This is a genomic window from Rathayibacter sp. AY1B8, assembly GCF_002932775.1.
Taxonomy (GTDB): Bacteria; Actinomycetota; Actinomycetes; order Actinomycetales; family Microbacteriaceae; genus Rathayibacter.
This window is the reverse complement of record NZ_PSWJ01000001.1, coordinates 1-22991: the sequence shown is the minus strand read 5'-3', so window position 1 is coordinate 22991 and position 22991 is coordinate 1. Positions and strand designations below refer to the sequence as shown.

Below are 22991 nucleotides of genomic sequence, written 5' to 3'. Positions count from 1 at the left end.
GCGCTCGGGGGCCCGGATGCCCGCCCTCCCGGCCCCGGGAGCGGCGGCCGCCGGTACGGTGAGCGGGTGACCAGAGCCCGAGCATGACCGCCTCCGCCGACCCCGCCGAGACGCGCCGCCGCGCGGTGCTCGTGGTGGCCGTCCTCGCCTCCTTCGTCGCCTTCCTCGACGGCACCGTCGTCAACGTCGCCCTGCCCGCCATCACCCGCGAGCTCGGCGGCGGGCTCGCGGTGCAGCAGTGGGTGGTCGACGGGTACCTGATCACGCTCGGCGCGCTGATCCTCGTGGCCGGCTCGCTCGCCGACCGCATCGGCCGGGCCCGCAGCATGACCATCGGCCTGATCGGCTTCGGTGTCACCTCGCTGCTGTGCGCGCTGGCCCCCACCGCCGAGGTCCTCATCGTGGCGCGGATGCTCCAGGGCGCCGCCGGCGCGATCCTCGTGCCCAGCTCGCTCGCCCTCATCATCGCGACCGTCCACGGCGCCGCGCAGGCCCGGACCATCGGCGCGTGGACGGCCTGGACCGGCACGGCGACGATCGCCGGCCCCGTGCTCGGCGGCCTGCTGGTGGACGCGGGCTCGTGGCGGTACGTCTTCGCGCTCAACCTGCTGCCGATCGCGGTGACGCTGGTCCTGCTGGGCAGGCTCGGCGCGGTCGACTCGGGGACCCGGGTGCCGATCGACGGCGTCGGCGCCGTGCTCGGGGTGATCGGCCTGGGAGGGCCGGTGTTCGCGCTGATCGAGCAGGAGCGGCTCGGGATCCAGCATCCGCTCGTGCTGACCGCCCTGATCGGGGGAGTCGCCGCCCTCGTCGCGTTCGTCGTGTGGGAGCGGCGAGCGGCGCATCCGATGCTGCCGCTGTCGCTCTTCGCGTCGCGGAACTTCACCGTCGGCAACGTCTCGACGGCGTTCGTCTACGGCGCGCTCTCCTTCGGCTTCTTCGCGCTGGGCCTGTTCCTGCAGCAGACCCTGGGCTTCTCGGCGACCCTGGCCGGGCTCGCGACGCTCCCGCCGACGATCCTGCTGCTCCTGCTCTCGCAGGTCTCCGGGTCGCTGTCGGCGCGGTTCGGCCCGCGGCTCTTCATGGGCGTCGGACCGCTGATCGCCGCGGCCGGGTTCCTCCTGCTCTCCTTCGTCGACGAGGGCGCCGACTACGCCACCCAGCTGCTGCCGGGGATCCTCCTCTTCGGCTTCGGCCTCGCGGTGACGGTCGCTCCGCTGACCTCGACGATCCTCGGCGCGGTGGAGGACGGGCACAGCGGAGTCGGCTCCGCCGTGAACAACGCCGTCTCGCGCATCGCGGGGCTGGTCGCCATCGCCGCGACCTCGCTCGTGGTCGGCGACTCGCTCGACGTCGAGGGCTTCTCCCGTGCCGCCGTCGCGACCTCCGCCCTCCTGGTCGCCGGCGGCGTCGTCTCCCTCCTCGGCATCCGCAACCCGGCTCCCGCCGACCGCTGACGACTGCTCGGGGAGCGTCTCCGACCCCCGTCCGGGGTGCGGCGCTCCGTGTTCACGCGGTGTCCGCCGATCCTTCGACGGAACGTGGATGAAATAGTTGTCGCTACATGGAATACTGATCGACGTCGATGCGCTTGCATACATCGGACGGGGACGCTCTCCCCGCGACGACCGTCACACTCGAGGAGAAACCATGACCGACACCGTCACCATCCCCGGCTACAAGGCCGGCACCTGGGTCATCGACCCCACCCACAGCGAGGTCGCGTTCAGCGTCCGCCACCTGATGATCAGCAAGGTCAAGGGCAAGTTCGAGCGCTTCACCGCCACGTTCACCACCGGCGAGAACCCGCTCGACTCCAAGGTCGAGGCCACCGCCGAGGTCGCCTCCGTCAACACCAACGAGCCCAACCGCGACGGCCACCTCCGCACCGGCGACTTCTTCGAGGCCGAGCAGTACCCGGAGATCCACTTCGTCTCGACCGCCGTCCGCCCGAACGGCGACGACTTCCTCGTCGACGGCGAGCTCACCATCAAGGGCACCACCAAGCCCGTCACCTTCGAGGTGGAGTTCGGCGGCTTCGGCACCGACCCCTACGGCAACTACAAGGCCGGCCTCACCGCCAAGGCCACCATCGACCGCACCGACTTCGGTCTGACCTACAACGCGGCCCTCGAGACCGGTGGCGTGCTCATCGGCGAGAAGGTCACCATCACCCTCGACCTGCAGGCCGCCCACCAGGCGTAGTCCGAGCCGATCGACCGGAGCCGTCCCTTCCCCCGGGGAGCGGACGGCTCCGTCGTTCCCGGAGCCGGTCCGGGATCAGAGGATGCCGAGCTCCGTCAGCTGCTCGGAGATGCCCGCGCCGTCGGGCGCGAAGACCCAGGTCGTGCCGCTGGTCAGGGAGCGGTCCTCGGCCTTGGAGCGGCCTCCCGCGAGCACCGCCTCGCCTGTGGAGAGCTGGCGGATCGCGATCGCCGCGACCTTGTCGGGGTGCTCGTCCGCGAAGTCGGAGTAGATCTCCTCGTCGTGCTGCCCGTCGTCGCCGACCAGCAGCCAGCGCACGTCCGGGAACTCGGCCGCGAGTCGGCGGAGGTTCATCTCCTTGTGCTGCTTGCCGCTGCGGAACCAGCGGTCGTGCGTCGGGCCCCAGTCGGTCAGGAGGAGCGCTCCGGCCGGGTACAGGTGCCGCGACAGGAAGCGGGTGAGCGCCGGGGCGACGTTCCACGCGCCGGTGGAGAGGTAGATGACCGGGGAGCCCTCGTACTGCCGGGCGAAGCGGTCGAGGAAGACCGCCATGCCGGGCGTGGGCATCCGGGCGTGCTCGTCGAGCACGAAGGTGTTCCAGGCGGCGACGAAGGGGCGGGGGAGCGCGGTGACCATCACCGTGTCGTCCACGTCCGACACGACGCCCAGCCGCGACTCCGGACGCACGATGAAGACGGGCGCCTCGACGGGCTTCGAGCCCGCGGTCGAGAAGGTGATGGTGTGCCAGCCGGGCTCGAGCGTGATCGGGAGGTCCGCGTCGACGACTCCGCCGCGGTCGGCCGTCACCCGGTGGGTCTGCCCGTCGGCCTCGACGGTCACGACGGCCCCGCTCACGAAGACGCTGGTGAAGCTCCGCCAGCCGCGCACGCCCTCGACGGGGCGGACCTCCTCGACCCCGGGAGGGGTCGGCCGCGTGTAGAGGACGCGGGCCAGGACGCGCAGCTGCGTCGTCGAGCCGTAGCCGGTGTAGGGGATGACCCTCGGGACGTAGCCCTTGCGCTTCACGCGCCTCATCCGGAAGGAGTGGAGTCGGTCCTCGAGGCGGGCGGCGCGGTGCATGACCTCCGCCTTGCCTGCGCTCAGGGGCTTGCTCTCGGGCGTCAGCGGCATCCGCCCAGTCTGTCAGACCGGATGCCGGACCGCGGATCGCGCTCTCACGCGATCGTCAGGCTCCGGTGGGCTCGATCAGCTCGGGGCCGTTCGCCGAGACGGAGCCCACGGCCGCGCCGACGCCGTGCACCTCGAGCTCCTCGGCCAGCTCGGCCGCGCCCTCGGCGGCCGCGCGCAGCAGCTCGCCGTCCCCGGGGGACGCCGGGTCCAGCCAGTCCTCGATCAGCTCCGGCTGCAGCAGCACGGGCATCCGCTCGTGCACCTCGGCGAGCGGCCCGGCGGAGGGGCGGGTGAGGACCGTCGCCGAGAGCAGCCACGGAGAGCCCGGCTGGGCCGAGCGCCACCACTCGTAGAGACCGGCGAACAGGAGGAGCGAGCCCTCGCCCGGCGAGACGTAGACGGGTGCCTTCGCCCCGTCCGCGCCGACCCGCCACTCGTACCAGCCCGAGGCGGGCACGATCGCGCGCCGGGAGGCGTAGGACTCGCGGAACGACGGCTTCTCGGCGACGGACTCGATCCGCGCGTTGAACAGCGGCGGCCCCGCGGACGGGTCGGCGGCGGAGCGGGGCATCAGGCCCCAGCGGGCTCCGGCGAGCCGGCGCCGCGGCGGGCTGCCCTCCTCGACCCCCTTCATCGACTCCGCGACGACGGCGATCCGCTGGGTCGGCGCGATGTTCCAGGACGGCTCCGGAAGGTCGGCGCCCGGCCCGTCGATGTCGAAGAGCGCCACCAGGTCGGCGGTGGTCTGCGAGAGGACGAAGCGTCCGCACATGGTTTCTCCCGGGTGTATCGGACCCGCGGAGCCGTCGCCCTTCCGGGGGCGCGAAACACGAGGGACTTTCGATGAGACGACCCCGACCGGCGGTCGCCGTGCGTACGATTGTAGGAACCACGACCGAAGGAGCCCGCCGTGCCTCTTGGAAACCTCGTCGATCGACCGTTCGGTGAATCGTCCCAGGTCCGCAACGAGCCGGTGCAGGTGCGCAGCGCCGCCCGTCTCGCCTCGCTGCTCGACGCGGCGGCCGCCGTCGTCGACGAGGTCGGCTTCGACCGCCTGACCACGGCGATGGTCGCCGAGCGCGCGGGAGCCGCGATCGGCACGGTCTACCGCTACTTCCCGGACCGCATCGCCGTCCTCCAGGCGCTGCGCGAGCGGGCCCTCGAGCGCTTCCGCCGCCGCGTCATCACCGAGATCCGCGACACCCACCCGGGCAACTGGTGGGGCGCGGTCGACTGCGCGATCGACGCCTTCTGCGAGATGCACCGCAACGAGCCGGGCTTCCGCTCCATCCGCTTCGTCGACACGATCCACGCCCCCGAGGTCGCGGGCGAGGCGTTCGAGGCCGGCTTCTTCGCCCGCCGCTTCGCCGAGATCCTCGCGTCCGAGTACGGCCTCCCGGGCGGCGCGCAGCTGTCCTTCCGCCTCGAGGTGACCATCGAGGTCGCGGACGCGCTGCTCACGCGCGCGTTCCTCATCGACCCCAACGGCGACCAGCGCTTCATCGACGAGAGCCGCTCACTGCTGCGCCACTACATGACCTCGCACTACGGAGCGGTCGAGGAGTCCTGACGCGCCCGGGCTGTCAAGGCCCTAGTCGCTCTCGGAACATCCCGCAACACTTCGCGGTCCGGGTTGGCAGGCGGCTGCTATTGGTGTTTTCCTTGCCGCCTGGCCCCGTTCGGGGCCGCGGGCCGTGCAACGGCCGGACGCGCGGAGCGAGAGCGGGCACAGTCGTGGACCAGGGACAGATCGGCGCGCACACCGCCGGACGGCGGGCGGCCTCGTGATCGAGTTCCGCAACGTCAGCAAGCAGTACCCGGACGGCACGCGGGCGGTCGACGACTTCTCGCTCGTGCTGCCCTCCCGGCAGACGACGGTCTTCGTCGGCTCCTCCGGCTGCGGGAAGACCACGATCCTCCGCATGATCAACCGGATGATCGAGCCGACCTCCGGCACCATCGAGATCGACGGCGAGGACATCTCGTCCCTGCCCGCCGTCGCGCTCCGCCGCCGCATCGGCTACGTGATGCAGAACTCCGGCCTCCTGCCGCACCGCAAGGTCATCGACAACATCGCGACCGTGCCGAGGCTGAACGGGGTCGCCAAGAAGCAGGCGCACGCCCGCGCGCTCGAGCTGATGGACACGGTCGGACTGGACCGTGCGCTCGCCGCCCGGTACCCCAGCCAGCTCTCAGGCGGCCAGCAGCAGCGCGTCGGTGTGGCGCGCGGCCTGGCGGTCGACCCGAACATCCTGCTGATGGACGAGCCGTTCGGCGCGGTCGACCCTCTCGTGCGCGCCGACCTGCAGCGCGAGACCCTGCGGCTCCAGGACGAGCTCGACAAGACCGTGGTCTTCGTCACCCACGACATCGACGAGGCGTTCCTCCTCGGCGACCAGGTCGTCATCCTCGAGAAGGGCGGCCGGATCGCGCAGAAGGGCTCGCCCGCCGAGATCCTGGCGAACCCCGCGAGCGAGTTCGTCGCCGGCTTCGTCGGTGCCGACCGCGGCAAGCGCTCGCTCCGGATCGAGGAGCGCGACGGCGCCCGCATCGTGGTCGACGGCGACGGGCGCCCGACCGGAGTGCTGCGCGCGCAGGACGGCCCCGCCGCGTGAACTGGGTCGTCAACAACACGGACGCGATCGTCGCGAACCTGCTGGCGCACCTGGCCCTGTCGGTCCCGCCGATCCTGCTCAGCTTCCTCGTCTCGCTGCCGTTCGGCTGGTTCGCGAACCGCTACCGCTGGAGCCGCGGCACCCTGCTGACAGGGCTCGGCGTGCTCTACGCCATCCCCTCGCTGGCCATGTTCATCCTGCTGCCGGTCCTGCTGGGCATCCCGCTCCGCTCGACCGCCAACGTGATCACGGGCCTCACCCTCTACGGCGTCGCGCTGATGGTCCGCACCACCTCGGACGCACTGGGCGCGGTGTCGGACGACGTCCGCCAGTCGGCGACCGCGATGGGCTACTCCGGCTGGGCGCGCTTCTGGCGGGTCGAGTTCCCGCTGGCCGGTCCGGTCCTGCTCTCGGGCCTGCGCGTGGTCACGGTCAGCACGGTCAGCCTGGTGACGGTCGGCGCGGTGCTCGGGATCCAGAGCCTCGGCCTGCTCTTCACCGACGGCTTCCAGCGCGGCATCACCGGTGAGATCGTCACGGGCATCGTCCTGACGATCGTCCTCGCGCTGGTGCTCGACGGACTGCTGGTGCTGATCGGCCGTCTCCTCATGCCCTGGACGGCTCTGGACCGCACGCGCCGCTCGCGCAGACCGGTCGCGGTCGAGAGGGCGGTGACGTCGTGAACCTCATCGCCGAGGCCTTCGCCTGGATCGCCGACCCCGCGCACTGGACCGGGGTCTACGCGATCCCGACCCGTGTCGCCCAGCACGTCGGCATCAGCCTGCTGGTGCTCGTGATCGCGGCCGCGATCGCGATCCCGATCGGCTACCTGATCGGGCACACCGGGCGCGGCAAGGGCATCGCCGTGCCGGTCGCAGGCGGCCTGCGCGCCCTGCCGACACTGGGCGTGCTCGTCCTCGCGGCGATGAGCCTGGGGCTCGGCCTCGGCGCTCCGGTGATCGCCCTCGTCGTGCTCGCGATCCCGTCGGTGCTCGCCGGCGCGTACTCCGGGCTCGAGGCGGTCGACCGCCGCACGGTCGACGCGGCGCGCTCGATGGGCATGACCGAGTGGCAGATCCTGACGAAGGTCGAGATCCCGCTGGGGCTGCCGCTGCTGATCGGCGGGCTCCGCTCGGCGGCGCTGCAGATCATCGCGACCGCCACGCTCGCCGACTACATCGGCGCCGGCGGCCTCGGGCAGTACATCTTCCGCGGAGTGAAGTCGGGGGACTACCCGCAGATGCTCGCCGGCTCGATCCTGGTGATCGTGCTGACGCTCCTCAGCGAGGTCCTGTTCGCCCTCCTCCAGCGGCTCGCCGTGCCGCGCGGAGTCGTGCTCGGCCTGGCCGGCACCGCCGGCCGCACAGGTTCCCGCGCTTCGTCGCCCCGACGACGCGCGGTGATGGGAATCCCCATCGAAGAAGGGAAATAGCAATGTTCACAGCACATTTCACGAAGGGCCGTGTCGCGCTCAGCGCACTCGCGGTCGGTGCCGTCGTGGCACTGGCAGGGTGTTCCTCGAGCGATCCGCTCGATGAGGGATCGGGTGCGACTGCGGGCAGCGAGACCATCGTGGTCGGCTCGCAGGACTACTACTCGAACGAGATCCTCGCCGAGATCTACGCGCAGGCGCTGGAGAACGACGGCTTCACCGTCGACCGCCAGCTGCGCATCGGCCAGCGCGAGATCTACCTGCCCGAGATCGAGAGCGGATCCATCGACGTCTTCCCGGAGTACGACGGCAGCCTCCTGCAGGCGCTCGAGCCCGACGCGACGGCCACCACCGCCGACGACGTGTACTCCGCGCTCGGCGACGCGCTGCCCGACGGCCTCCGCGCCCTCGACGCCGCTGAGGCCAGCGACCAGAACTCGTACACCGTCACCCAGGCCTTCGCCGACAAGTGGGACCTGACCGACATCGCGTCGCTCAAGAACGTCACCGACCCGATCGTGGTCGGCGGCAACTCCGAGCTGCAGACGCGCCCCTACGGGCCCGACACCCTGCAGTCGAAGTACGGCATCACGACCACCTTCCAGGCGATCGAGGACAGCGGCGGATCGACCACCGTCGACGCGCTCACCAGCGACCAGATCCAGCTGGCGAACGTCTACACGGCCGACCCGAACATCCAGAAGAACGACCTCGTCGCTCTCGAGGACCCGGACGGACTGTTCGTGGCCGACAACGTCGTGCCGATCGTCTCGAGCAAGATCACGGACGACGCGGCCGAGGTGCTGAACGCGGTCAGCGCGAAGCTCACGGCGGACGACCTCGTCGCCCTCAACTCCGAGAGCGTCAACGAGCAGAAGTCCGCGTCCGCGATCGCGGGCGAGTGGCTGAAGTCGGCGGGTCTCGTCGACTGATCCTCCCCGGATCCACGCCCGGAGGCGCGTCACTCGTCGAGGTGACGCGCCTCCGCTCTGTTCAGGAGCTTCTTCCCGAGGAGCACGAGCAGGGCGAAGACGACGATGACGCCCACGAAGACGTAGCCGGCGCCGTGCAGGCTCTCCGAGAGCTCCCGGTAGCTGCCCGCCGCGGCCGCGCCGACGCCGACGTAGGCGGACGACCAGAGCACGCACGCCGGGATCGTCCAGGCCATGAAGGTCCGATAGCGCATCCCGCTCATCCCCACCGTCAGCGGGATCAGCGAGTGCAGCACCGGCAGGAAGCGCGAGAGGAACACGGCGAACCCGCCGCGCCGCGCGAGGTAGCGCTCGGCCTTCAGCCAGTTCTTCTCGCCGAGCCGGCGTCCCAGGCGCGACGCGCGGATCCGCGGCCCGAACCAGCGGCCGAGGTAGAAGCCGACGGACTCGCCGCAGAGGGCGCCGATGACGACCGTGACGGCCAGCGCCGCGAACTGCAGCGGGCTGGTCACGCCGGTCGCGCTGACGATCACGATCGTGTCGCCGGGGACGACGAGGCCCGCCAGGATCGTGGTCTCGAAGAAGATCGCGAGTCCGGCGAGGAGCGTCCGCCAGACCGGGGGGACGCTGACGACGAAGTCCAGGATCCCGGTGAGGGTGTCGTTCACCGGGCGCCCCCGCCCGCCGGGGACTCGATCGGGGGCTGGGGCCGACGGCGGCTCCGGATGCTCGGCATGGCTCGATCGTAGGGGCGCACGGCTGGGCGGCGGCAGGGCTGCGCCCGGGAGGCCGGTGGACGCCGAGCGGTCAGGGGACGGCGACGAGCGCAGAGGCCGCCGGGCCGGTGCCGTTCGCCGTGACCGCCTGCACCGAGAGGGTGTAGCTGCGGCCCGGGACCAGCTTCGTGAAGGTCTGCGAGCGCTTGGTCGCGGCGACCACGGCGCTCCAGGCTCCGGCTCCGCTCGTGTCGGACCCGTCGCGCGACACCCGGTAGCCGGTGACCGCCGAGCCACCGGTCCCCGCGGGGGGCGACCACGCGAGCGTCGCCGTGCCGTCCGAGCCCGCCGTGGCGGTGACCGTGGTCGGCGCGCCGGGGAGCCCGGCGGCGACGAGGGTCGCCGTCAGCGTGGTGCTGCTCCCGGGAGTGACGACGCTGTGCGAGGCGGCGCCGCCGTCCGACCAGGACGAGAACCGGTAGGCCGTGCCCGACGCGTCGGTCTGGTCCGGGACCTCCAGCTGGAGGGCCGAGCCCGCCCACGAGACGACGGTCGTGCCTCCGGCGACCTCGGTGCCGTTGACGACGACCGTCCGGCCGGCGGGAGCGGTGGCCAGGGTGACGGAGACCTTCTGCGGGGAGAACGTCCGCGTCGCCGTCGTCGACACTCCGCTCGAGTCCGTCGCCGTGACGCTGATCAGGAGGTCGCTGTCCGCGGCGGCGGCGAGGTCCTCCGGGCCGGGGGCGACGAAGGAGAGGTCGTTCCCCGTCAGCGGCCCGAGGAAGGGATGCGTGTGCTGAGCGTGGCGGCGCTGGACGGTCCAGGTGAGCGCCGAGGCGGGCAGGACGCCGTCCTCGGCGTCGGTCGCCGTGGCGCGGAGGCCGTAGCTCCGGCCCGTCACGAACACCCCTCCCTCGGCGGGTGCGGTGATGCTCACCGTCGGGGCACTGTCGCCCGAGGTGATCCTCGTCGTCGCGGGTGCGGAGACGGCTCCCTTCGGATCGCGGACGCGGAGGGACGCGGTCCAGCTGCCGGCGGCGTAGCTGTGGGTGAAGGTCGGGCCGGTCGTGATGCGGTCGGGGGTGCCGTCGCCGAACGACCACAGGTAGGTCAGGGCACCGCCCTCCGGGTCGCTGCTGCCCGAGCCGTTCAGCCGCGCGGCGAGAGGAGCCGCGCCGGAGGAGGGGGCGGCGGTGAGGGTCGCGGTCGGGGCGCGGTTCGCCGCGGCGGTGTAGGCGAGGCGCCGGACCTCGCCGCCGTTCGCGTAGCTGGTGTAGAAGAGGTCCTGGGTCCCGCGCGAGGGACCGAAGGCCATGGCGACGGCGCTGCTGCCGCCGAGGCCGGTCACGAGGTCGCCGGCCGCGCCGGTGCGGCCGAGGGTCCGGATCTTCCCGCACACGTAGTCGCCGAAGAGGTACGCGCCGTCGTAGGCGGCCGGCCAGACGCCGCGGGGGACGTAGGCGCCGCCCGTGATCGAGGCGCAGCCGCTGCTGTGCGCGTAGTCGTGGACCGGGTCGGTGAGACCGGCAGGCGCCGCGGCTCCGCAGTTCGAGGCCGAGCCGGTCTTCGCGCAGTGGCCCTCACGGGTGTTCCAGCCGTAGTCGGCGCCGGCGACGCCCTGGTCGATCTCCTCCCAGGCGTCCTGGCCCACGTCGTTGATGCGGAAGACGGTGCCGGTCGCGTTCGGGTCGAAGGCCATCCGGAACGGATTGCGCAGGCCGCTCGCGAAGGTCTCGCGGCAGCGCACGCCCGCGGCGGCCGGGGCGAGCCGGCAGGAGGCGGTCCCGGTGCCCAGGTAGGGGTTGCCGGCCGGGACGCCGCCGGTGAGGGTGATCCGGAGGATCTTGCCGTTCAGGATGTTCGGGTCGCGGGCGGCGTCGTTCCGGCCGCCGCAGCCGCTGCCGCCCGGCGAGCCGACTCCGCCGCGGTAGTCGCAGCCGCCGTCGCCGACGCTGACGTAGAGCAGGCCGTCCTTGCCGATGGCGAGGTCGCCGCCGTTGTGGTTGCTCGCGGGGGAGTAGATGCCGTCGAGGAGGACGCGCTCGGAGGCCGGGTCGATGCGGTCGTCGGTGCCGAGCTGGAACGAGGAGACGCGGTTGCGCGGGGCTCCCGCGGGGTTCACCGTGCCGCCGGCGTTGGTCGGGCAGGAGGAGTCGGAGCCCTTCGCGGTGTAGTAGACGACGACGGTGCGCGAGCCCGGTGCCGGGTCGACCGCGAGGCCGAGCACGCCGCGCTCGCCGTTGGCGCAGACCTTCGAGCGCAGGTCGAGGGCCGGGGTGGCGACCAGGCCGCCGGCGCGGATCACCCGGATCGCGCCGGTCTGCGAGGAGACGAGGGTGCGCCCGTCGGTCGTGAAGGCGAGGGCGGTCGGCGCGGGGACGGCCGCCACCCGCGAGTCGGTGAAGCCGGCGGGCACGACGGGAGCGGCGGACGCCGGACCCGCGGGCCCGGCGACGAGCGCGGCGGCCGTGATCGCCAGGACGGTGAGCAGGGCGAGACCACGGGGGCGGATCCTCGAGCGGGGCATCGGTGACTCCGAGACGGTCGGCGCTGCTGAGCGAGCGGCGGTCTGCGGCGGTGCAGAGGGCGCTGTCGGCGATGACGCGGGGCCAGGATAGGCGCGCGCGACGGAGGGGCCGTGTCCCCCTTCAGGGTCAACACTGGGGGCTCCGGACCCTGTGTCCCCGGGCCGCTCACGTCGCGCGGGGCTGCTGTGCGGCGGCCCGCCGGCTCACTCCAGAGCGGGCAGGACCACCGCGCGGACCGCCTCCGAGAACCGGGCGTAGCCGGCCTCGTCGAAGTGCAGGCCGTCGTCGACGAAGAGGGAGGGGTCGACAGAGCCGTCGGAGGTGACGAGCGCGTCGGCGGTGGGGACGAAGGTGACGCGGTCGTCCGTCTCGGCGTAGGCGCTGACCGCGGTGTTGGCGGCGCGGACCTCGGCGCCGACGGAGGCGCGGGCGGGCGTCTCCGCGATCTCGACGTAGAACAGCTCGGCGTCGGGGGCGACCTCCTCCACGCGCTGGAGGTACTCGACGACGGCGCCGGCGGTCTGGGCGCCGGTGCGCGAGCCCTCCTCGCCGCTGATGTCGTTCGCTCCCACGTACACGATCACGGCGCGGGGATCGAAGGGGGCGACCATGCGGTCCAGCCACGCGAGGTGATCGGCGACGGTCGTGCCGCCGATCCCGATGTTGTAGGTCTCGAGCGGGCGCAGGTCCTCCTTGGAGGTCGTCCAGCGGCCGATCGTGGAGCTGCCCGTGAGGACGATGCTGTGCTGCGGGAACCCGGCGGCGAAGCGCTTCTCGAGACCGGCGACGCGCTCGGCCATGTCGACGGAGGAGGTCGGGCCGGGGTCGGGGGAGCTCGCGGCCGGAGCGCCCGCGCCTCCGCTCCGCGAGGCGAGCGAGAGGGCGATGCCCGCGCCGGCGAGGACCAGCGCGAGCACCAGCAGCGCGACCAGGAGGCGGAGGCGGATGCGGCGGGGGCCGGGGGCGGAGCCGGAGGGCGTCGCTCGAGTCATGGCTCGATCCTCGGGCATCGGCGGGGGCGCGTCGTCCACGAGGAGGCCGTCCGAGGACCCGCGCACCCGGTGGCCGTCTCTCCGTCACCGGATCGCCGTGATCGAATCCGCGCAGAACATCACAGAGGATGCACAGCCGTGCAACACTTGCACATCGCCATCGTCATCGTCGCCGCCGGCCGACTTCCGATGGACGATCACGACGAGGACTCATGGCACGCGCACGCATCACCTGGGTGGACACGGCGAAGGGCATCGCGATCATCCTGGTCGCCCTGGCCCACTCCGTACAGTGGACCACGACGGCCGGGATCGCCCCCGACTCGTGGAACGAGATCAACCTCCTCCTCATCACCTTCCGGATGCCGCTGTTCTTCCTCGCCTCGGGGCTGTTCGCCGGCTCCGTGCTCACCCGGTCGTGGCCGGAGCTCTGGCGTTCGCGGCTGAGCCTGCTGGTCTGGGCCTTCCTGCTCTGGTCCGTGGTGCGGTTCCTCTTCTTCCTGGTGGTGCCCAACCCGGGCGGCACCGACGAGTCCGACCCGCTCGCGCTGCTCCTCCAGCCGGTGATGCCGCACAACGGGCTCTGGTTCCTCTACGCGCTCACGATCTTCTTCGTGGCCGCCAAGCTCGCGCAAGGCCGGATCGACTGGCGGGTGCAGATCGGCATCGCGACCGCGATCGCCGTGGTCTGGTACGCCGTCCGCTCCAGCACCTCCGAGGGCACCGGGAACATCGCCTGGGACGGCATGGCCCGCTACCTGATGTTCTTCCTGCTCGGCCTCTACCTGCGGAACGCGGTGATCGCGTTCGTGGAGCGCCGCGGGATCCTCAGCGGAGTCGGCTTCGGCGTGCTGTTCCTCGTGCTCGCCGGCGTGATCCTCGCCGTCCGCGCCCGCTTCCCGCTGCTGACGATCGGGCTGGTCCTGGTGAGCGTGCTGGCGGTCCTCGCCGGGCTCGTGGTCGCCCGCTTCCTCTCGAACCGGCGCGGCGCGGGCTGGATCACCTTCATCGGCCGCAACACGCTCCCGGTGTACGTGGTGCACGTCCTCTTCGTCTCGCTCGCCACGAGTGCCCTGCTGCTCTTCGACGGAGAGCGCTGGCTCGACGTCATCGGACCGGTCGCGCCGCTCCTGGTCTGCGGGATCGGCGTCGCGGCGGCGCTGGGTTACTGGCGCCTCACCCGCGACCTGCCCGTGCTGAAGTACGGCTTCCAGGCGCCCGCCTGGTTCTCCGGCTCCCGCTCGCGCGTCGACGCCGGCTGACCGCGGGGCGCCCGCCGACGGCACATCGGCATCGGCTCCGGGAGTCTCTTCACCGGGCGAGTCCGTCGATGGCGTCGCGCAGTGAACGGATTCCCAGAGCCGATCTCGCGGATGTGCGCCTGGGAATCCGCTGAAGGCCCGTGAGAGGAAGTCTCAGCGCTCCGTCGCCCGCCTGATCGCTCGGCGTCGAGAGGTCGCCGGCGGCGGGTCCGACGGAGGCGAGCCCCGCTCGGCAGTCGCCGCGCGGGGGACTCCCTCGACGTCGAGAGGGACTGTCTCGACGTCGAGCGACCGGTCGGCTGGAGCGCTCGGAGGGGCGTCCGGGGCCACCCCGGAAAGGGTGCCGCCAGGAGCTCGCGGAAGGCCGCACATCCGCCCCAGTACTGGGATCGGAGGCCGTCGGACCCCTTCCGCCGACCTACTCTCGGAGCTGTGAACGAACTCCTGGACCCGCTCCTGCTGTCGAGATGGCAGTTCGGTCTGACGACGATCTACCACTTCCTGTTCGTGCCGCTCACGATCGGCATGGCGCTCACCGTCGCGATCTTCCAGACCTGCTGGGTGCGCACCGGGAAGGTGCACTACCTGCAGCTGACGAAGTTCTTCGGGAAGCTCTTCCTGATCAACTTCGCGATGGGCGTCGTGACCGGGATCGTCCAGGAGTTCCAGTTCGGGATGAACTGGAGCGACTACTCCCGCTTCGTCGGCGACGTCTTCGGGGCCCCGCTGGCGTTCGAGGGCCTGCTCGCCTTCTTCCTCGAGGCGACCTTCATCGGCCTCTGGATCTTCGGCTGGGACAAGCTGCCCGAGAAGCTGCACCTGGCCACCATCTGGCTGACCACGCTCGGCACCACGCTCTCGGCCTACTTCATCATCGCCGCGAACGCGTTCATGCAGAACCCGGTCGGCTTCCGCATCAACGAGACCAAGGGCCGCGCGGAGCTCACCGACATCTGGGCGCTCCTCACCAACAAGGTCGCTCTCGCCGCGTTCCCGCACACGATCTTCGCCTGCTTCATGGTCTCGGCCGCCGTCATCATCAGCGTCGCGGCCTACCACCTCTCCCGGAACCAGCACCTCGAGACCATGCGCCCCGCGCTGAGGTTCGGCGCCTGGATGATGCTCGTCAGCGGCGGCCTGACCCTGTTCACCGGCGACTCGCTGGGCCTCGCGATGGTCGACACGCAGCCGATGAAGATGGCGGCCGCGGAGGCGCTCTACAGGACCTCCACAGGCGTCGACGCCTCCTTCTCCGTCTTCACCTGGGGCACGCCGGACGGCTCGAGCGAGCTGTTCTCGATCCGCATCCCCTACCTGCTCTCCTTCCTCTCGACGCACATCTTCACCGGCACGGTCGAGGGCATCAACGACCTCCAGGCCCAGTACACCCAGGTCTACGGACCCGGCGACTACACGCCGATCATCTGGGTCACCTACTGGTCGTTCCGCTGGATGATGGCGCTCGGCGTCCTGGCCATCGGCGTGGCCGCGGCCGGCCTCTGGTTCACCCGGAAGGGCCGCGAGCCGAAGCAGTGGATGTGGAAGGTCGCGATCTGGGCCGCCCCGCTGCCGCTGATGGCGATGATCGTGGGCTGGGTCTTCACCGAGATGGGCCGCCAGCCGTGGCTCGTGTTCGGACTGCTGAAGACCGCCGACGGAGTCTCGCCCGGAGTGAGCGGCCTCGAGGTCCTGATCTCGCTGCTCGCCTTCACCGCGATCTACGGCACGCTCGCCGTGGTCGAGTTCCGCCTGATCAAGCGGGCCGCGCAGGCCGGCCCCGACGACGCTCCCGATGTCGACGAGGAAAGCGGTCGCCCGCAGCTCGTCGGCACCGTCTACTAGGAGGCACCCCTCATGGATCTCGCCGTTCTCTGGTTCTGGATCGTCGCGTTCTTCTTCATCGGCTACTTCGTCCTCGACGGGTTCGACTTCGGCGTCGGCATGTCGCTCCCGTTCCTCGGGCGCGACGACACCGACCGCCGCGTGCTGATCAACACGATCGGCCCGGTGTGGGACCTCAACGAGACGTGGGTGATCGTCGCCGGCGCCGCCCTGTTCGCCGCGTTCCCGGAGTGGTACGCCACGCTCTTCAGCGGGTTCTACCTGCCGCTTCTGCTCATCCTGCTCGCGCTGATCGCCCGCGGCGTCTCGTTCGAGTACCGTCACCAGCGTCCGGAGGCGCAGTGGAAGCGGCGCTTCGACACGATGATCGTCGTCGGCTCCGCGGTGCCCGCCTTCCTCTGGGGCGTGGCCTTCGCGAACATCGTGCAGGGCGTCCCGATGGACGCCGACCACAACTTCACCGGCACCGTCCTGGACCTGCTGAACCCCTACGCCCTGCTGGGCGGAGCGACGACCCTCCTGCTCTTCTTCACGCACGGAGTCGTCTTCGTCGCCCTGAAGACGGAGGGGGAGATCCGCGAGCGTGCGCGCCGCCTGGCGACCCGTGCGGGGCTGCTCACCGTGGTCGTCGCCGCGGTCTTCCTGGCCTGGACCAACCTCGGCCAGGGGAGCACCGCCTCCTGGGCGCTCTCGGCGGGCGCGGCCGCGACCCTCGTCGGCGGCTGGCTCGCGATCACGCGGGGCCGGGAGGGACGCGCCTTCGCGCTGCTGGCCGGCACCATCGCGCTCGCCGTGCTCGCCCTCTTCGCGACGCTGTTCCCCGCGGTGATGCCGGCCTCGAACGTCCCCGCCTACGGGCTGACGATCGAGAACGCCTCCAGCACGCCCTATACGCTGACGGTCATGAGTTGGACCGCCCTGGTGTTCGTGCCGCTCATCGTCGGCTACCAGGCCTGGACCTACTGGATCTTCCGCAAGCGCATCAGCCGCGCGCACATCCCGGTCGACGCCCACTGACGTGAAGCCCCTCGATCCGCGCCTGCTCCGCTACGCCCGGGCGGCCCGCGTGTTCCTCCTGCTCGGCGGGGTGCTCGCGCTGGCGAGGACCCTGGCGATCGTCGCCTTCGCGTGGCTCGTGGCGCAGCTGGTGGCCGGTGCGGTCGACGGGAGGAGCGCCGATGATCTCGCGCCGCTGCTGGCCGCCCTGCTCGCGGTCGTCGCGGCGCGGGCGGCTCTCGCCTGGGCGACCGAGGTGAACGCTGTGCGCGGAGGAGCAGGAGCGAAGGCGCAGCTGCGGCAGGCGGTCCTCGCCGCACTGGTCGAGCTCGGCCCGGCGGGCCGCTCCGAAGGGGGCTCGGGCGGGGTCGTCGCGCTGCTGGGCGGCGGACTGGACTCCCTCGACGGCTACTTCGCCCGCTACCTCCCGCAGCTGATCGCCACCGCGGTGGCGACGCCGCTCCTGACACTCGTGGTCTTCCTCGCCGATCCGCTCAGCGCGGTGTTCCTGGTGGTGACCCTGCCGCTCATCCCGGTGTTCATGGTGCTGATCGGCTGGGCGACCCAGGCCGTGCAGGCGCGGCAGTGGGAGCGGCTGCAGGCGCTCGCGTCCGGCTTCGTCGACACCGTCGGCGGACTCGCGACGCTCAAGATCTTCGGGCGGGCCGAGCGGCAGGCGACGCGGATCCGCGCGCTGACCGAGGACTACCGCGTGCACACGATGAAGGTGCTGCGGGTGACCTTCGTCAGCGGCTTCGTGCTGGAGCTCGCCGGCTCGCTCTCGGTCGCACTGGTCGCCGTCTCGGTCGGGCTGCGGCTCGTCGACGGCTCGCTGGGGCTGGCCGTCGGGCTGTTCGTCCTGGTACTGGCGCCGGACGTGTTCCTGCCGGTGCGCCAGGTCGGTGCCGAGTTCCATGCGGCGGCCGACGGGGTGCAGGCGGCGGACCGCGCCTTCGCCGTCCTCGAGCGCGCGGCGGCGCTGCCCGCTCGCGGGACGGCTCCGGCGGCGACGGGGGCGCTCGAGCTGCGGGGTCTCGCGGTCGACGACGGACGCGGGCGGGCGCTCGCTCCTGTCGACGCGGTGTTCCCCGTCGGGTCGATCACCGTGGTGACCGGGCCCAGCGGGTCCGGGAAGTCGACGCTGCTCGCCGCGCTCGCGGGCTTCGTGCCCTTCTCGGGCACGCTGCTGCTCGGCGGGTCGCCGGTCGCGGATCTGCGGTCGACGCTCGCCTGGGCGGGCCAGCGGCCCGACCTGCTCCCGGGGAGCGTCGCCTCCGCCGTCGGGCTCGGAGCACTCTCGCCGGACCCCGAGCGCGTGCGGCGGGCCCTGGCGATCGCCGCGGTCGACGTGGACCCCGAGCGCCGGCTCGACGCCGAGGGGACGGGCCTCTCGGGCGGGCAGAGCGCCCGCGTCGCCGTCGCCCGCGCCGTGCACCGCCTGCTCGAGCGCGGGAGCGCGGTGCTGGCCCTGGACGAGCCGACCGCCGCCCTCGACGACGAGTCCGAGCGGGCGCTGCTCGCCGGACTCAGGTCGCTGGCGGAGAGCGGGACGATCGTCGTCGTCGCCAGCCACCGGCCCGCGACCGTCGCGGCGGCCGACGCCGTGATCGCCCTGGCGCCGGCGGAGGCGGTCGCGAGGTGAACCGCTCCGACGTCCTCCGCGCCGCGATGCCCGGGCCGCGCCGCTTCCTGCCGGGTCTGTCCTTCGGGCTGCTCTCCTCCTCCGCCGTCGTGGCGCTGCTGGCCTGCTCCGCCTGGCTGATCGTCCGCGCGGCCGAGCAGCCGCCGATCCTGTTCCTCTCCATGGCCGTCGTGGGCGTGCGGGCCTTCGCGCTGGCGCGGGCCTTCTTCCGCTACCTCGAGCGGCTGACCGGCCACGACGCCGCCTTCCGCGCGCTCGCGGAGCTCCGGGCGGGCGTCTACGAGCGCCTGGTGCCGGTCGCGCCGGACGGGCTGGGCCGCGTGCGCCGTGGCGACCTGGTCTCCCGGGTGGTGGCGGACGTCGACGCCCAGCAGGACGTGCCGCTGCGCGTCGTGCAGCCGCTGGTCGTCGCGGCGCTGGTCGCTGCGGTCTCCGTGGTCGGCGTCTGGCTGCTACTGCCGGCGATGGGCGCCGTGCTGCTGGCGCTGCTGGTCCTCGCCTTCGCCGGTGGGGCCCTGGGCGCCGGCCGGCTCTCCGCGCAGGCGGACCGCGAGCTGGCGCCGCTGCGCGGGGAGCTCGCCGAGCGCCTCAACCTGCTGGTCACCCGCCTCGACGTGCTCATCGCCTTCGATGCCGCGGGTGACGCTCTGGCGGACGTGGCACGCGCGGAGGAGTCGCTCGCCCGGGCGGCGCGTCGACGGGGGGCCTCCGCCGGACTGGCCGCGGCCGTCCTCGCCCTCTGCTCGGGTGGTGCGGTCTGGGCGGGCCTCGCGCTCGGGATCCCGGTGATCGGCGACCTCGGCGGTCCGGCGCTGGGAGTCGTCGCGCTCGTGCCGCTCGCGGTGTTCGAGGTCGCCGCCGCCGCGCCGCTCGCCGTGCAGGCGGCACGCACCGCGCTCTCGAGCGCTCAGCGCCTGGCTGATCTGGACGCCGAGGCGGCGTCGCCGGCGCTCGCGACCGACGCGGACGTGGACCCGGACGCCCCGGCTCCCCGGGGCGCCGGCATCGTCCTGCGCGACCTGTCGGTGAGCTGGCCCGGCGCGCACACGCCCGCGCTGCGCGGCGTCTCGCTCGACCTGCCGGAGGGCGCCCGCGTGCTCGTCACCGGCGGCAGTGGGTCCGGGAAGACGACGCTCGCGCACGCTCTGGTGCGCTTCCTCGACCACTCCGGCAGCTACCTCCTGGGCGGGGTCGAGGCGCGCACGCTGCCCCAGGCGGAGGTGCGGAAGCGGGTCGGGCTCGTGGAGCAGCAGCCGTACCTCTTCGACGACACGATCCGGCAGAACCTCCTCTTCGCGCGGCCCGAGGCCGACGCCGCCGTGCTCGAGGCGGTGCTGGAGCGGGTCGGGCTCGGGCCCTGGGTCGCTGCACGCGGCGGGCTCGACGCGCGGGTGGGGGAGCGGGGCTCGCTCGTCTCGGGCGGCCAGGCTCAGCGGATCGCCCTCGCACGTGCACTTCTTGCCGATTTCCGCGTCCTGGTGCTGGACGAGCCGACGGCGTCGGTGGACGCTCCCGTGGCCGACGCCCTGCTCGGGGATCTGCTCCGCGCCGCCGAGGGGCGGACGGTGGTCCTGATCGCGCACCGGGTCGATCCGGGCCTGGAGTTCGACACGCGGATCCGGGTGGCGGACGGCACGGCGGCTCAGGAGTACCGGGCCGCCTGAGCAGGCGTCCGGCTCCGCGGGGCGGTCGGTCCGAGCGGCCGTTCAGCCGTGCTCCGTCGGGACCGAGGCCCGCGCCAGGGAGGCCGCGCGCGCCAGGCGCCCGCCCTCCGCCTCCCAGCGGTCGAGGACCGCGTCCGCCCGGGTCCGCGCCGCACCACGCAGCCCTGCCAGGAGCGGAGCGACGACGTCGCGGGCCAGCGGGTCGCTCAGCTCGTCCACGCGGGAGTCGCGGACGAAGCCCTCGAGCCGGGTGAGGTCGGAGCCGCGCAGCCACTCGGCTCGGGACTGCAGCAGCACGACGGCCGCCAGCCGCGGCTCGAACACCGCCGGCTCCCACAGCTCGGAGGAGAGGGCTGTCACGTCGTCGTGCTCGAGCGAGCGAAACTTCCTCAGCGCGTCGCGGACGGTGCCGCGGACCGCCCCGACCGAGGCGCCCGTCGAGTCGAGCCCTGCTCCCAGGCGCTCGCGCACGTCCTGCGCGCGCCAGACGTCGCCCTCGTACTCCAGGGCCGAGCGGATGAAGTCGCCGGGGTCGCTCACCCCTCCATCATGCGTCGCGCGTCAGCCCCGGCTGGCCCAGACGGCCCGTCCGATGCCGTCGTACTCGACGAGGCGGCCGTCGTCCTGCAGCACGAGGCGGTAGGGCGCGACGACGCCGGTCTGGCCGATACCGAAGGAGATCCTCGGGAACCGCAGCCAGAGGATCCGGGAGTCGGCCACGTCGAGCCGGCCCTCGGAGCTCATCGAGAAGGCGGCACCGGAGGCGGAGGAGGTGTTCGTCGCCCAGTCCGCGCCGTTCGGCCCGTAGACGACGAAGTTGCCGTCGCGCTGCATCTCGGCCCGCCACTGCCCGCTCGCCGAGGTCAGCCGCGTGCCCGCGACGACGAGGCCGCTCGGGGAGAGCGAGTCGCGCACGACGAGCGCGGCACTGCTCCAGAGGACGCCGGAGTCGTCCGCGATCCGGAGATCGCCCTCGCGGAGGACCATCGTGGCGCCCGGCTCGCCGGACGTGTCCGAGGCCCACAGGGGCGCGCCGTCCGCGGTGTAGACCACGGCGTTCCCGTCGTCCTGCATCCGGAGGACGTTGCCCCGGCCGCGGGTGCCGCTCGCCCAGAGAGCCCCGCCCTGCCCGTAGACGACGAGGTTGCCGTCCTCCTGCATCACCGCCGTGGTGCCTCCCTGGGTGGCGAGCCGGTTCCCCGCGTAGAGGGTGCTGCCGCGGCGGAGGGTGTCGGTGCGCGGCTCGTCGATCCGGCCGCCGATGCTGCTGGCCCAGGCCGCCGAGCCGCTGCGGCGGTAGATCACGAGATTGCCGTCGTCCTGCATCCGCAGCTCGCCGCCCGGGTCGGCCACCGTGCCGCTCGCCCAGACCGGGCGCCCGTCCGCGGCGTACACGACGAGGTTGCCGTCGTCCTGCATCCGCAGGCTGTCGCCGCGCCCCTGCGTGCCCGAGGCCCAGGTGGGACGGCCGCCGGCGGCGTAGACCACGGCGTTGCCGTCGGTCTGCATCACGAGGGAGGAGGCGCCGTCGGGGGACACCAGGCGCTCGCCGCGCGCGAGCTGCTCGCCGGCACGGAGGACCGCGGCGGAGGCGACGGCGGAGGACGCCGAGGGCGGGGCCTCGACCGCGGCGGCGGGCAGCGAGCCCAGCAGGAGCGCGCCCGTGGCGGCGAGCGCCGCGAGGGAGGCGGTCAGGGAGCGGCCGGAGGGGAGGTGCGTCATCGCAGGAGTCCTGTCGGGGAGGGCGGCGGGGTCGGGGGAATCGCCCCACGGCGGGGGAGACGACGACGCCCCCCGGTCCGGGGACCAGGGGGCGTCGTGGCGGAGGGGCGTCAGCCGCGGCTGGCCCAGACCGCGCGGCGGCTGTCGTACTCGACGAGGTTGCCGTCGTCCTGCATGACGAGCTTGTAGGGGCCGACCGACGCGGCGGGCGGGACGACCGACCATCCGCTCGTCGTCTCGGTGCCCACGGCGATCTGCCCGCTGGTGTCGAGGGCGAAGAAGCCGCCTGCGCGGGTGGTCTTCGACGCCCAGATCGGGCCGTTCTTGCCGTAGACGACGAAGTTGCCGTCCGCCTGCATCACCGCTCGGTAGACGCCGTTCGCGGAGCGGAGGAAGCTGCCCGCCTCGAGCGAGTTCGCCGCGTAGAGGGTGGTCGAGGGGAAGGCGGCCTGGCTGGTCCAGATCACGTCGTCGGACGGGTTCACGATGATCAGCGAGCCGGCGTTGTTGATGCCCAGGCGGAGGTCCTTGCCGCGCGTGCCCGAGAACCACTTGACGGAGCCGTCGGAGCCGTAGATGACGGCGTTGCCGTCCTTCTGCATGGTGATGCGGTTGCCGGAGCCGCCGGTGCCGGTGCCCCAGACGGCGCCCTGGGGGCCGTAGCCGACGAAGTTGCCGTCGTTCTGCATGACGGCGCTGGAGCGGCCGTCGGCGGAGGTGAGCTGGTGGACGGGGCGGAGGGTCTGCTCCGTGAACAGCGTGTCGGTCACCGGCTCGGCGATGACGCGGCGGACGCTGCTCGCCCAGGCGGGCGAGCCGTTCTCGCGGTAGACGACGAGGTTGCCGTCGGGCTGCATGATCACCGAGGCGCCCGCTTCGTTGATCGTGTTCGTGCTCCACACGGGGCCGCCCTTGGCGGAGTAGACGACCATGTTGCCGTCGGTCTGCATGACCAGGTGGTCGCCGCGGCCCTGGGTGTTCGTCGCGAAGGTGGGGCGGCCCTGCGGGTCGTAGACCACCGCGTTGCCGTCGGTCTGCATCCGGAACGAGTAGCCGTTCGTGCCCGAGACGATCCGCTGTCCGGCGGCCAGCTCCTCGCCGCCGACGAGGGCGTTGTAGTAGCTGACGGCCGCGCGGGCGGTCTGCTGGGCGGCCTCGGGCGACTCGCTCGCGGGAGCGAGGCCGGTCGGCGCCTCCTCGGAGGAGGACAGGGGCTTCTGCGGGTTCTCCGCGGCGAGGGCCGGGGTCGCGCCGAAGAGCAGGGCACCGGTCGCGACGAGCGCGATCAGCCCGGAGGCGAGGGGGCGGGGGG

20 protein-coding genes are annotated in these 22991 nt (G+C 72.6%); 12 read left to right on the top strand and 8 right to left on the bottom strand.

Annotated elements, in window-relative coordinates; translation table 11 throughout:
* Positions 1–83 precede the first annotated feature (83 nt).
* The gene (locus C5C63_RS00100; protein ID WP_104325299.1) at positions 84–1457 is read left to right on the top strand and encodes a DHA2 family efflux MFS transporter permease subunit; all 1374 of its coding nucleotides are present in this window, start codon (positions 84–86) and stop codon (positions 1455–1457) included.
* A gap of 193 nt (positions 1458–1650) precedes the next feature.
* Positions 1651–2205 carry a YceI family protein gene (locus C5C63_RS00095; RefSeq protein ID WP_104237910.1) on the top strand — a complete coding sequence of 185 codons (555 nt, stop codon included), beginning with the start codon at positions 1651–1653 and terminating at the stop codon, positions 2203–2205.
* A 75-nt stretch (positions 2206–2280) separates the two neighbouring features.
* On the opposite strand, the gene C5C63_RS00090 is transcribed toward C5C63_RS00095, so the two are convergent.
* On the bottom strand, positions 2281–3336 hold the full coding sequence (locus C5C63_RS00090; protein ID WP_244230626.1) for an App1 family protein: 1056 nt from the start codon (positions 3334–3336) through the stop codon (positions 2281–2283).
* 55 nt (positions 3337–3391) lie between these two features.
* A complete protein-coding gene (locus C5C63_RS00085) occupies positions 3392–4108 on the bottom strand; it encodes an SOS response-associated peptidase (RefSeq protein WP_104325298.1) in 717 nt (238 codons plus the stop codon).
* A 138-nt stretch (positions 4109–4246) separates the two neighbouring features.
* Here C5C63_RS00085 and C5C63_RS00080 point away from each other — a divergent pair, with 138 nt between their 5' ends.
* From C5C63_RS00080 to C5C63_RS00060, 5 genes are all read left to right on the top strand, one after another.
* Positions 4247–4906 carry a TetR/AcrR family transcriptional regulator gene (locus C5C63_RS00080; protein ID WP_104223107.1) on the top strand — a complete coding sequence of 220 codons (660 nt, stop codon included), beginning with the start codon at positions 4247–4249 and terminating at the stop codon, positions 4904–4906.
* A gap of 214 nt (positions 4907–5120) precedes the next feature.
* Positions 5121–5951 carry an ABC transporter ATP-binding protein gene (locus C5C63_RS00075; protein WP_104225631.1) on the top strand — a complete coding sequence of 277 codons (831 nt, stop codon included), beginning with the start codon at positions 5121–5123 and terminating at the stop codon, positions 5949–5951.
* Complete coding sequence (locus C5C63_RS00070) at positions 5948–6634, top strand: ABC transporter permease (protein ID WP_104223109.1); 687 nt, start codon at positions 5948–5950, stop codon at positions 6632–6634. The genes C5C63_RS00075 and C5C63_RS00070 overlap by 4 nt, the downstream gene beginning before the upstream one ends.
* Positions 6631–7383: an ABC transporter permease gene (locus C5C63_RS00065; protein ID WP_104225632.1), complete on the top strand. Its 753-nt coding sequence runs from the start codon at positions 6631–6633 to the stop codon at positions 7381–7383. Before C5C63_RS00070 ends, C5C63_RS00065 begins: the two co-directional genes overlap by 4 nt.
* A gap of 2 nt (positions 7384–7385) precedes the next feature.
* Positions 7386–8315, top strand: coding sequence for an ABC transporter substrate-binding protein (locus C5C63_RS00060; protein ID WP_104223111.1), 930 nt, complete (start codon positions 7386–7388; stop codon positions 8313–8315).
* Between the two features lie 29 nt (positions 8316–8344).
* Here the strand turns inward: C5C63_RS00060 and C5C63_RS00055 are convergent, their stop codons facing one another.
* The 3 genes from C5C63_RS00055 to C5C63_RS00045 form a co-directional block, all read right to left on the bottom strand.
* Positions 8345–8983: a DedA family protein gene (locus C5C63_RS00055; protein WP_104223112.1), complete on the bottom strand. Its 639-nt coding sequence runs from the start codon at positions 8981–8983 to the stop codon at positions 8345–8347.
* Between the two features lie 139 nt (positions 8984–9122).
* Positions 9123–11558 (bottom strand): PQQ-dependent sugar dehydrogenase, encoded by a 2436-nt coding sequence (locus C5C63_RS00050; protein WP_181110537.1) that lies wholly within the window; start codon positions 11556–11558, stop codon positions 9123–9125.
* Positions 11559–11762: 204 nt separating this feature from the next.
* The gene (locus tag C5C63_RS00045) at positions 11763–12551 is read right to left on the bottom strand and encodes a GDSL-type esterase/lipase family protein (RefSeq protein WP_146083679.1); all 789 of its coding nucleotides are present in this window, start codon (positions 12549–12551) and stop codon (positions 11763–11765) included.
* A gap of 212 nt (positions 12552–12763) precedes the next feature.
* Here C5C63_RS00045 and C5C63_RS00040 point away from each other — a divergent pair, with 212 nt between their 5' ends.
* The 5 genes from C5C63_RS00040 (at position 12764) to cydC (ending at position 19957) form a co-directional block, all read left to right on the top strand.
* Entirely contained in the window at positions 12764–13813 is a 1050-nt protein-coding gene (locus C5C63_RS00040) for an acyltransferase family protein (RefSeq protein WP_181068282.1), read from the top strand.
* Between the two features lie 432 nt (positions 13814–14245).
* A complete protein-coding gene (locus C5C63_RS00035; protein WP_104325297.1) occupies positions 14246–15655 on the top strand; it encodes a cytochrome ubiquinol oxidase subunit I in 1410 nt (469 codons plus the stop codon).
* A 12-nt stretch (positions 15656–15667) separates the two neighbouring features.
* Complete coding sequence (gene cydB, locus C5C63_RS00030; RefSeq protein WP_104263596.1) at positions 15668–16672, top strand: cytochrome d ubiquinol oxidase subunit II; 1005 nt, start codon at positions 15668–15670, stop codon at positions 16670–16672.
* Position 16673: 1 nt separating this feature from the next.
* On the top strand, positions 16674–18293 hold the full coding sequence (gene cydD, locus C5C63_RS00025) for a thiol reductant ABC exporter subunit CydD (protein ID WP_104325296.1): 1620 nt from the start codon (positions 16674–16676) through the stop codon (positions 18291–18293).
* Positions 18290–19957 (top strand): thiol reductant ABC exporter subunit CydC, encoded by a 1668-nt coding sequence (gene cydC / locus C5C63_RS00020; RefSeq protein WP_104325295.1) that lies wholly within the window; start codon positions 18290–18292, stop codon positions 19955–19957. Before cydD ends, cydC begins: the two co-directional genes overlap by 4 nt.
* Positions 19958–19999: 42 nt before the next feature.
* Here the strand turns inward: cydC and C5C63_RS00015 are convergent, their stop codons facing one another.
* The 3 genes from C5C63_RS00015 to C5C63_RS00005 form a co-directional block, all read right to left on the bottom strand.
* Complete coding sequence (locus C5C63_RS00015; RefSeq protein ID WP_104325294.1) at positions 20000–20497, bottom strand: DNA alkylation repair protein; 498 nt, start codon at positions 20495–20497, stop codon at positions 20000–20002.
* Positions 20498–20518: 21 nt separating this feature from the next.
* Positions 20519–21679 (bottom strand): hypothetical protein, encoded by a 1161-nt coding sequence (locus tag C5C63_RS00010; protein WP_181110536.1) that lies wholly within the window; start codon positions 21677–21679, stop codon positions 20519–20521.
* A gap of 110 nt (positions 21680–21789) precedes the next feature.
* Positions 21790–22991 (bottom strand): hypothetical protein (locus C5C63_RS00005; protein WP_104257420.1); only part of this gene is annotated, 1202 nt, incomplete at its 5' end.

What these genes read in the sequence shown, in the direction of transcription:
- C5C63_RS00045 (WP_146083679.1), bottom strand. Translation starts at nt 12,551, where the DNA reads ATGACTCGAGCGACGCCCTCCGGCTCCGCCCCCGGCCCCCGCCGCATC.
- C5C63_RS00050 (WP_181110537.1), bottom strand. Translation starts at nt 11,558, where the DNA reads ATGCCCCGCTCGAGGATCCGCCCCCGTGGTCTCGCCCTGCTCACCGTC.
- cydB (WP_104263596.1), top strand. Translation starts at nt 15,668, where the DNA reads ATGGATCTCGCCGTTCTCTGGTTCTGGATCGTCGCGTTCTTCTTCATC.
- C5C63_RS00095 (WP_104237910.1), top strand. Translation starts at nt 1,651, where the DNA reads ATGACCGACACCGTCACCATCCCCGGCTACAAGGCCGGCACCTGGGTC.
- C5C63_RS00100 (WP_104325299.1), top strand. Translation starts at nt 84, where the DNA reads ATGACCGCCTCCGCCGACCCCGCCGAGACGCGCCGCCGCGCGGTGCTC.
- C5C63_RS00090 (WP_244230626.1), bottom strand. Translation starts at nt 3,336, where the DNA reads ATGCCGCTGACGCCCGAGAGCAAGCCCCTGAGCGCAGGCAAGGCGGAG.
- C5C63_RS00010 (WP_181110536.1), bottom strand. Translation starts at nt 21,679, where the DNA reads ATGACGCACCTCCCCTCCGGCCGCTCCCTGACCGCCTCCCTCGCGGCG.
- C5C63_RS00040 (WP_181068282.1), top strand. Translation starts at nt 12,764, where the DNA reads ATGGCACGCGCACGCATCACCTGGGTGGACACGGCGAAGGGCATCGCG.
- C5C63_RS00060 (WP_104223111.1), top strand. Translation starts at nt 7,386, where the DNA reads ATGTTCACAGCACATTTCACGAAGGGCCGTGTCGCGCTCAGCGCACTC.
- C5C63_RS00085 (WP_104325298.1), bottom strand. Translation starts at nt 4,108, where the DNA reads ATGTGCGGACGCTTCGTCCTCTCGCAGACCACCGCCGACCTGGTGGCG.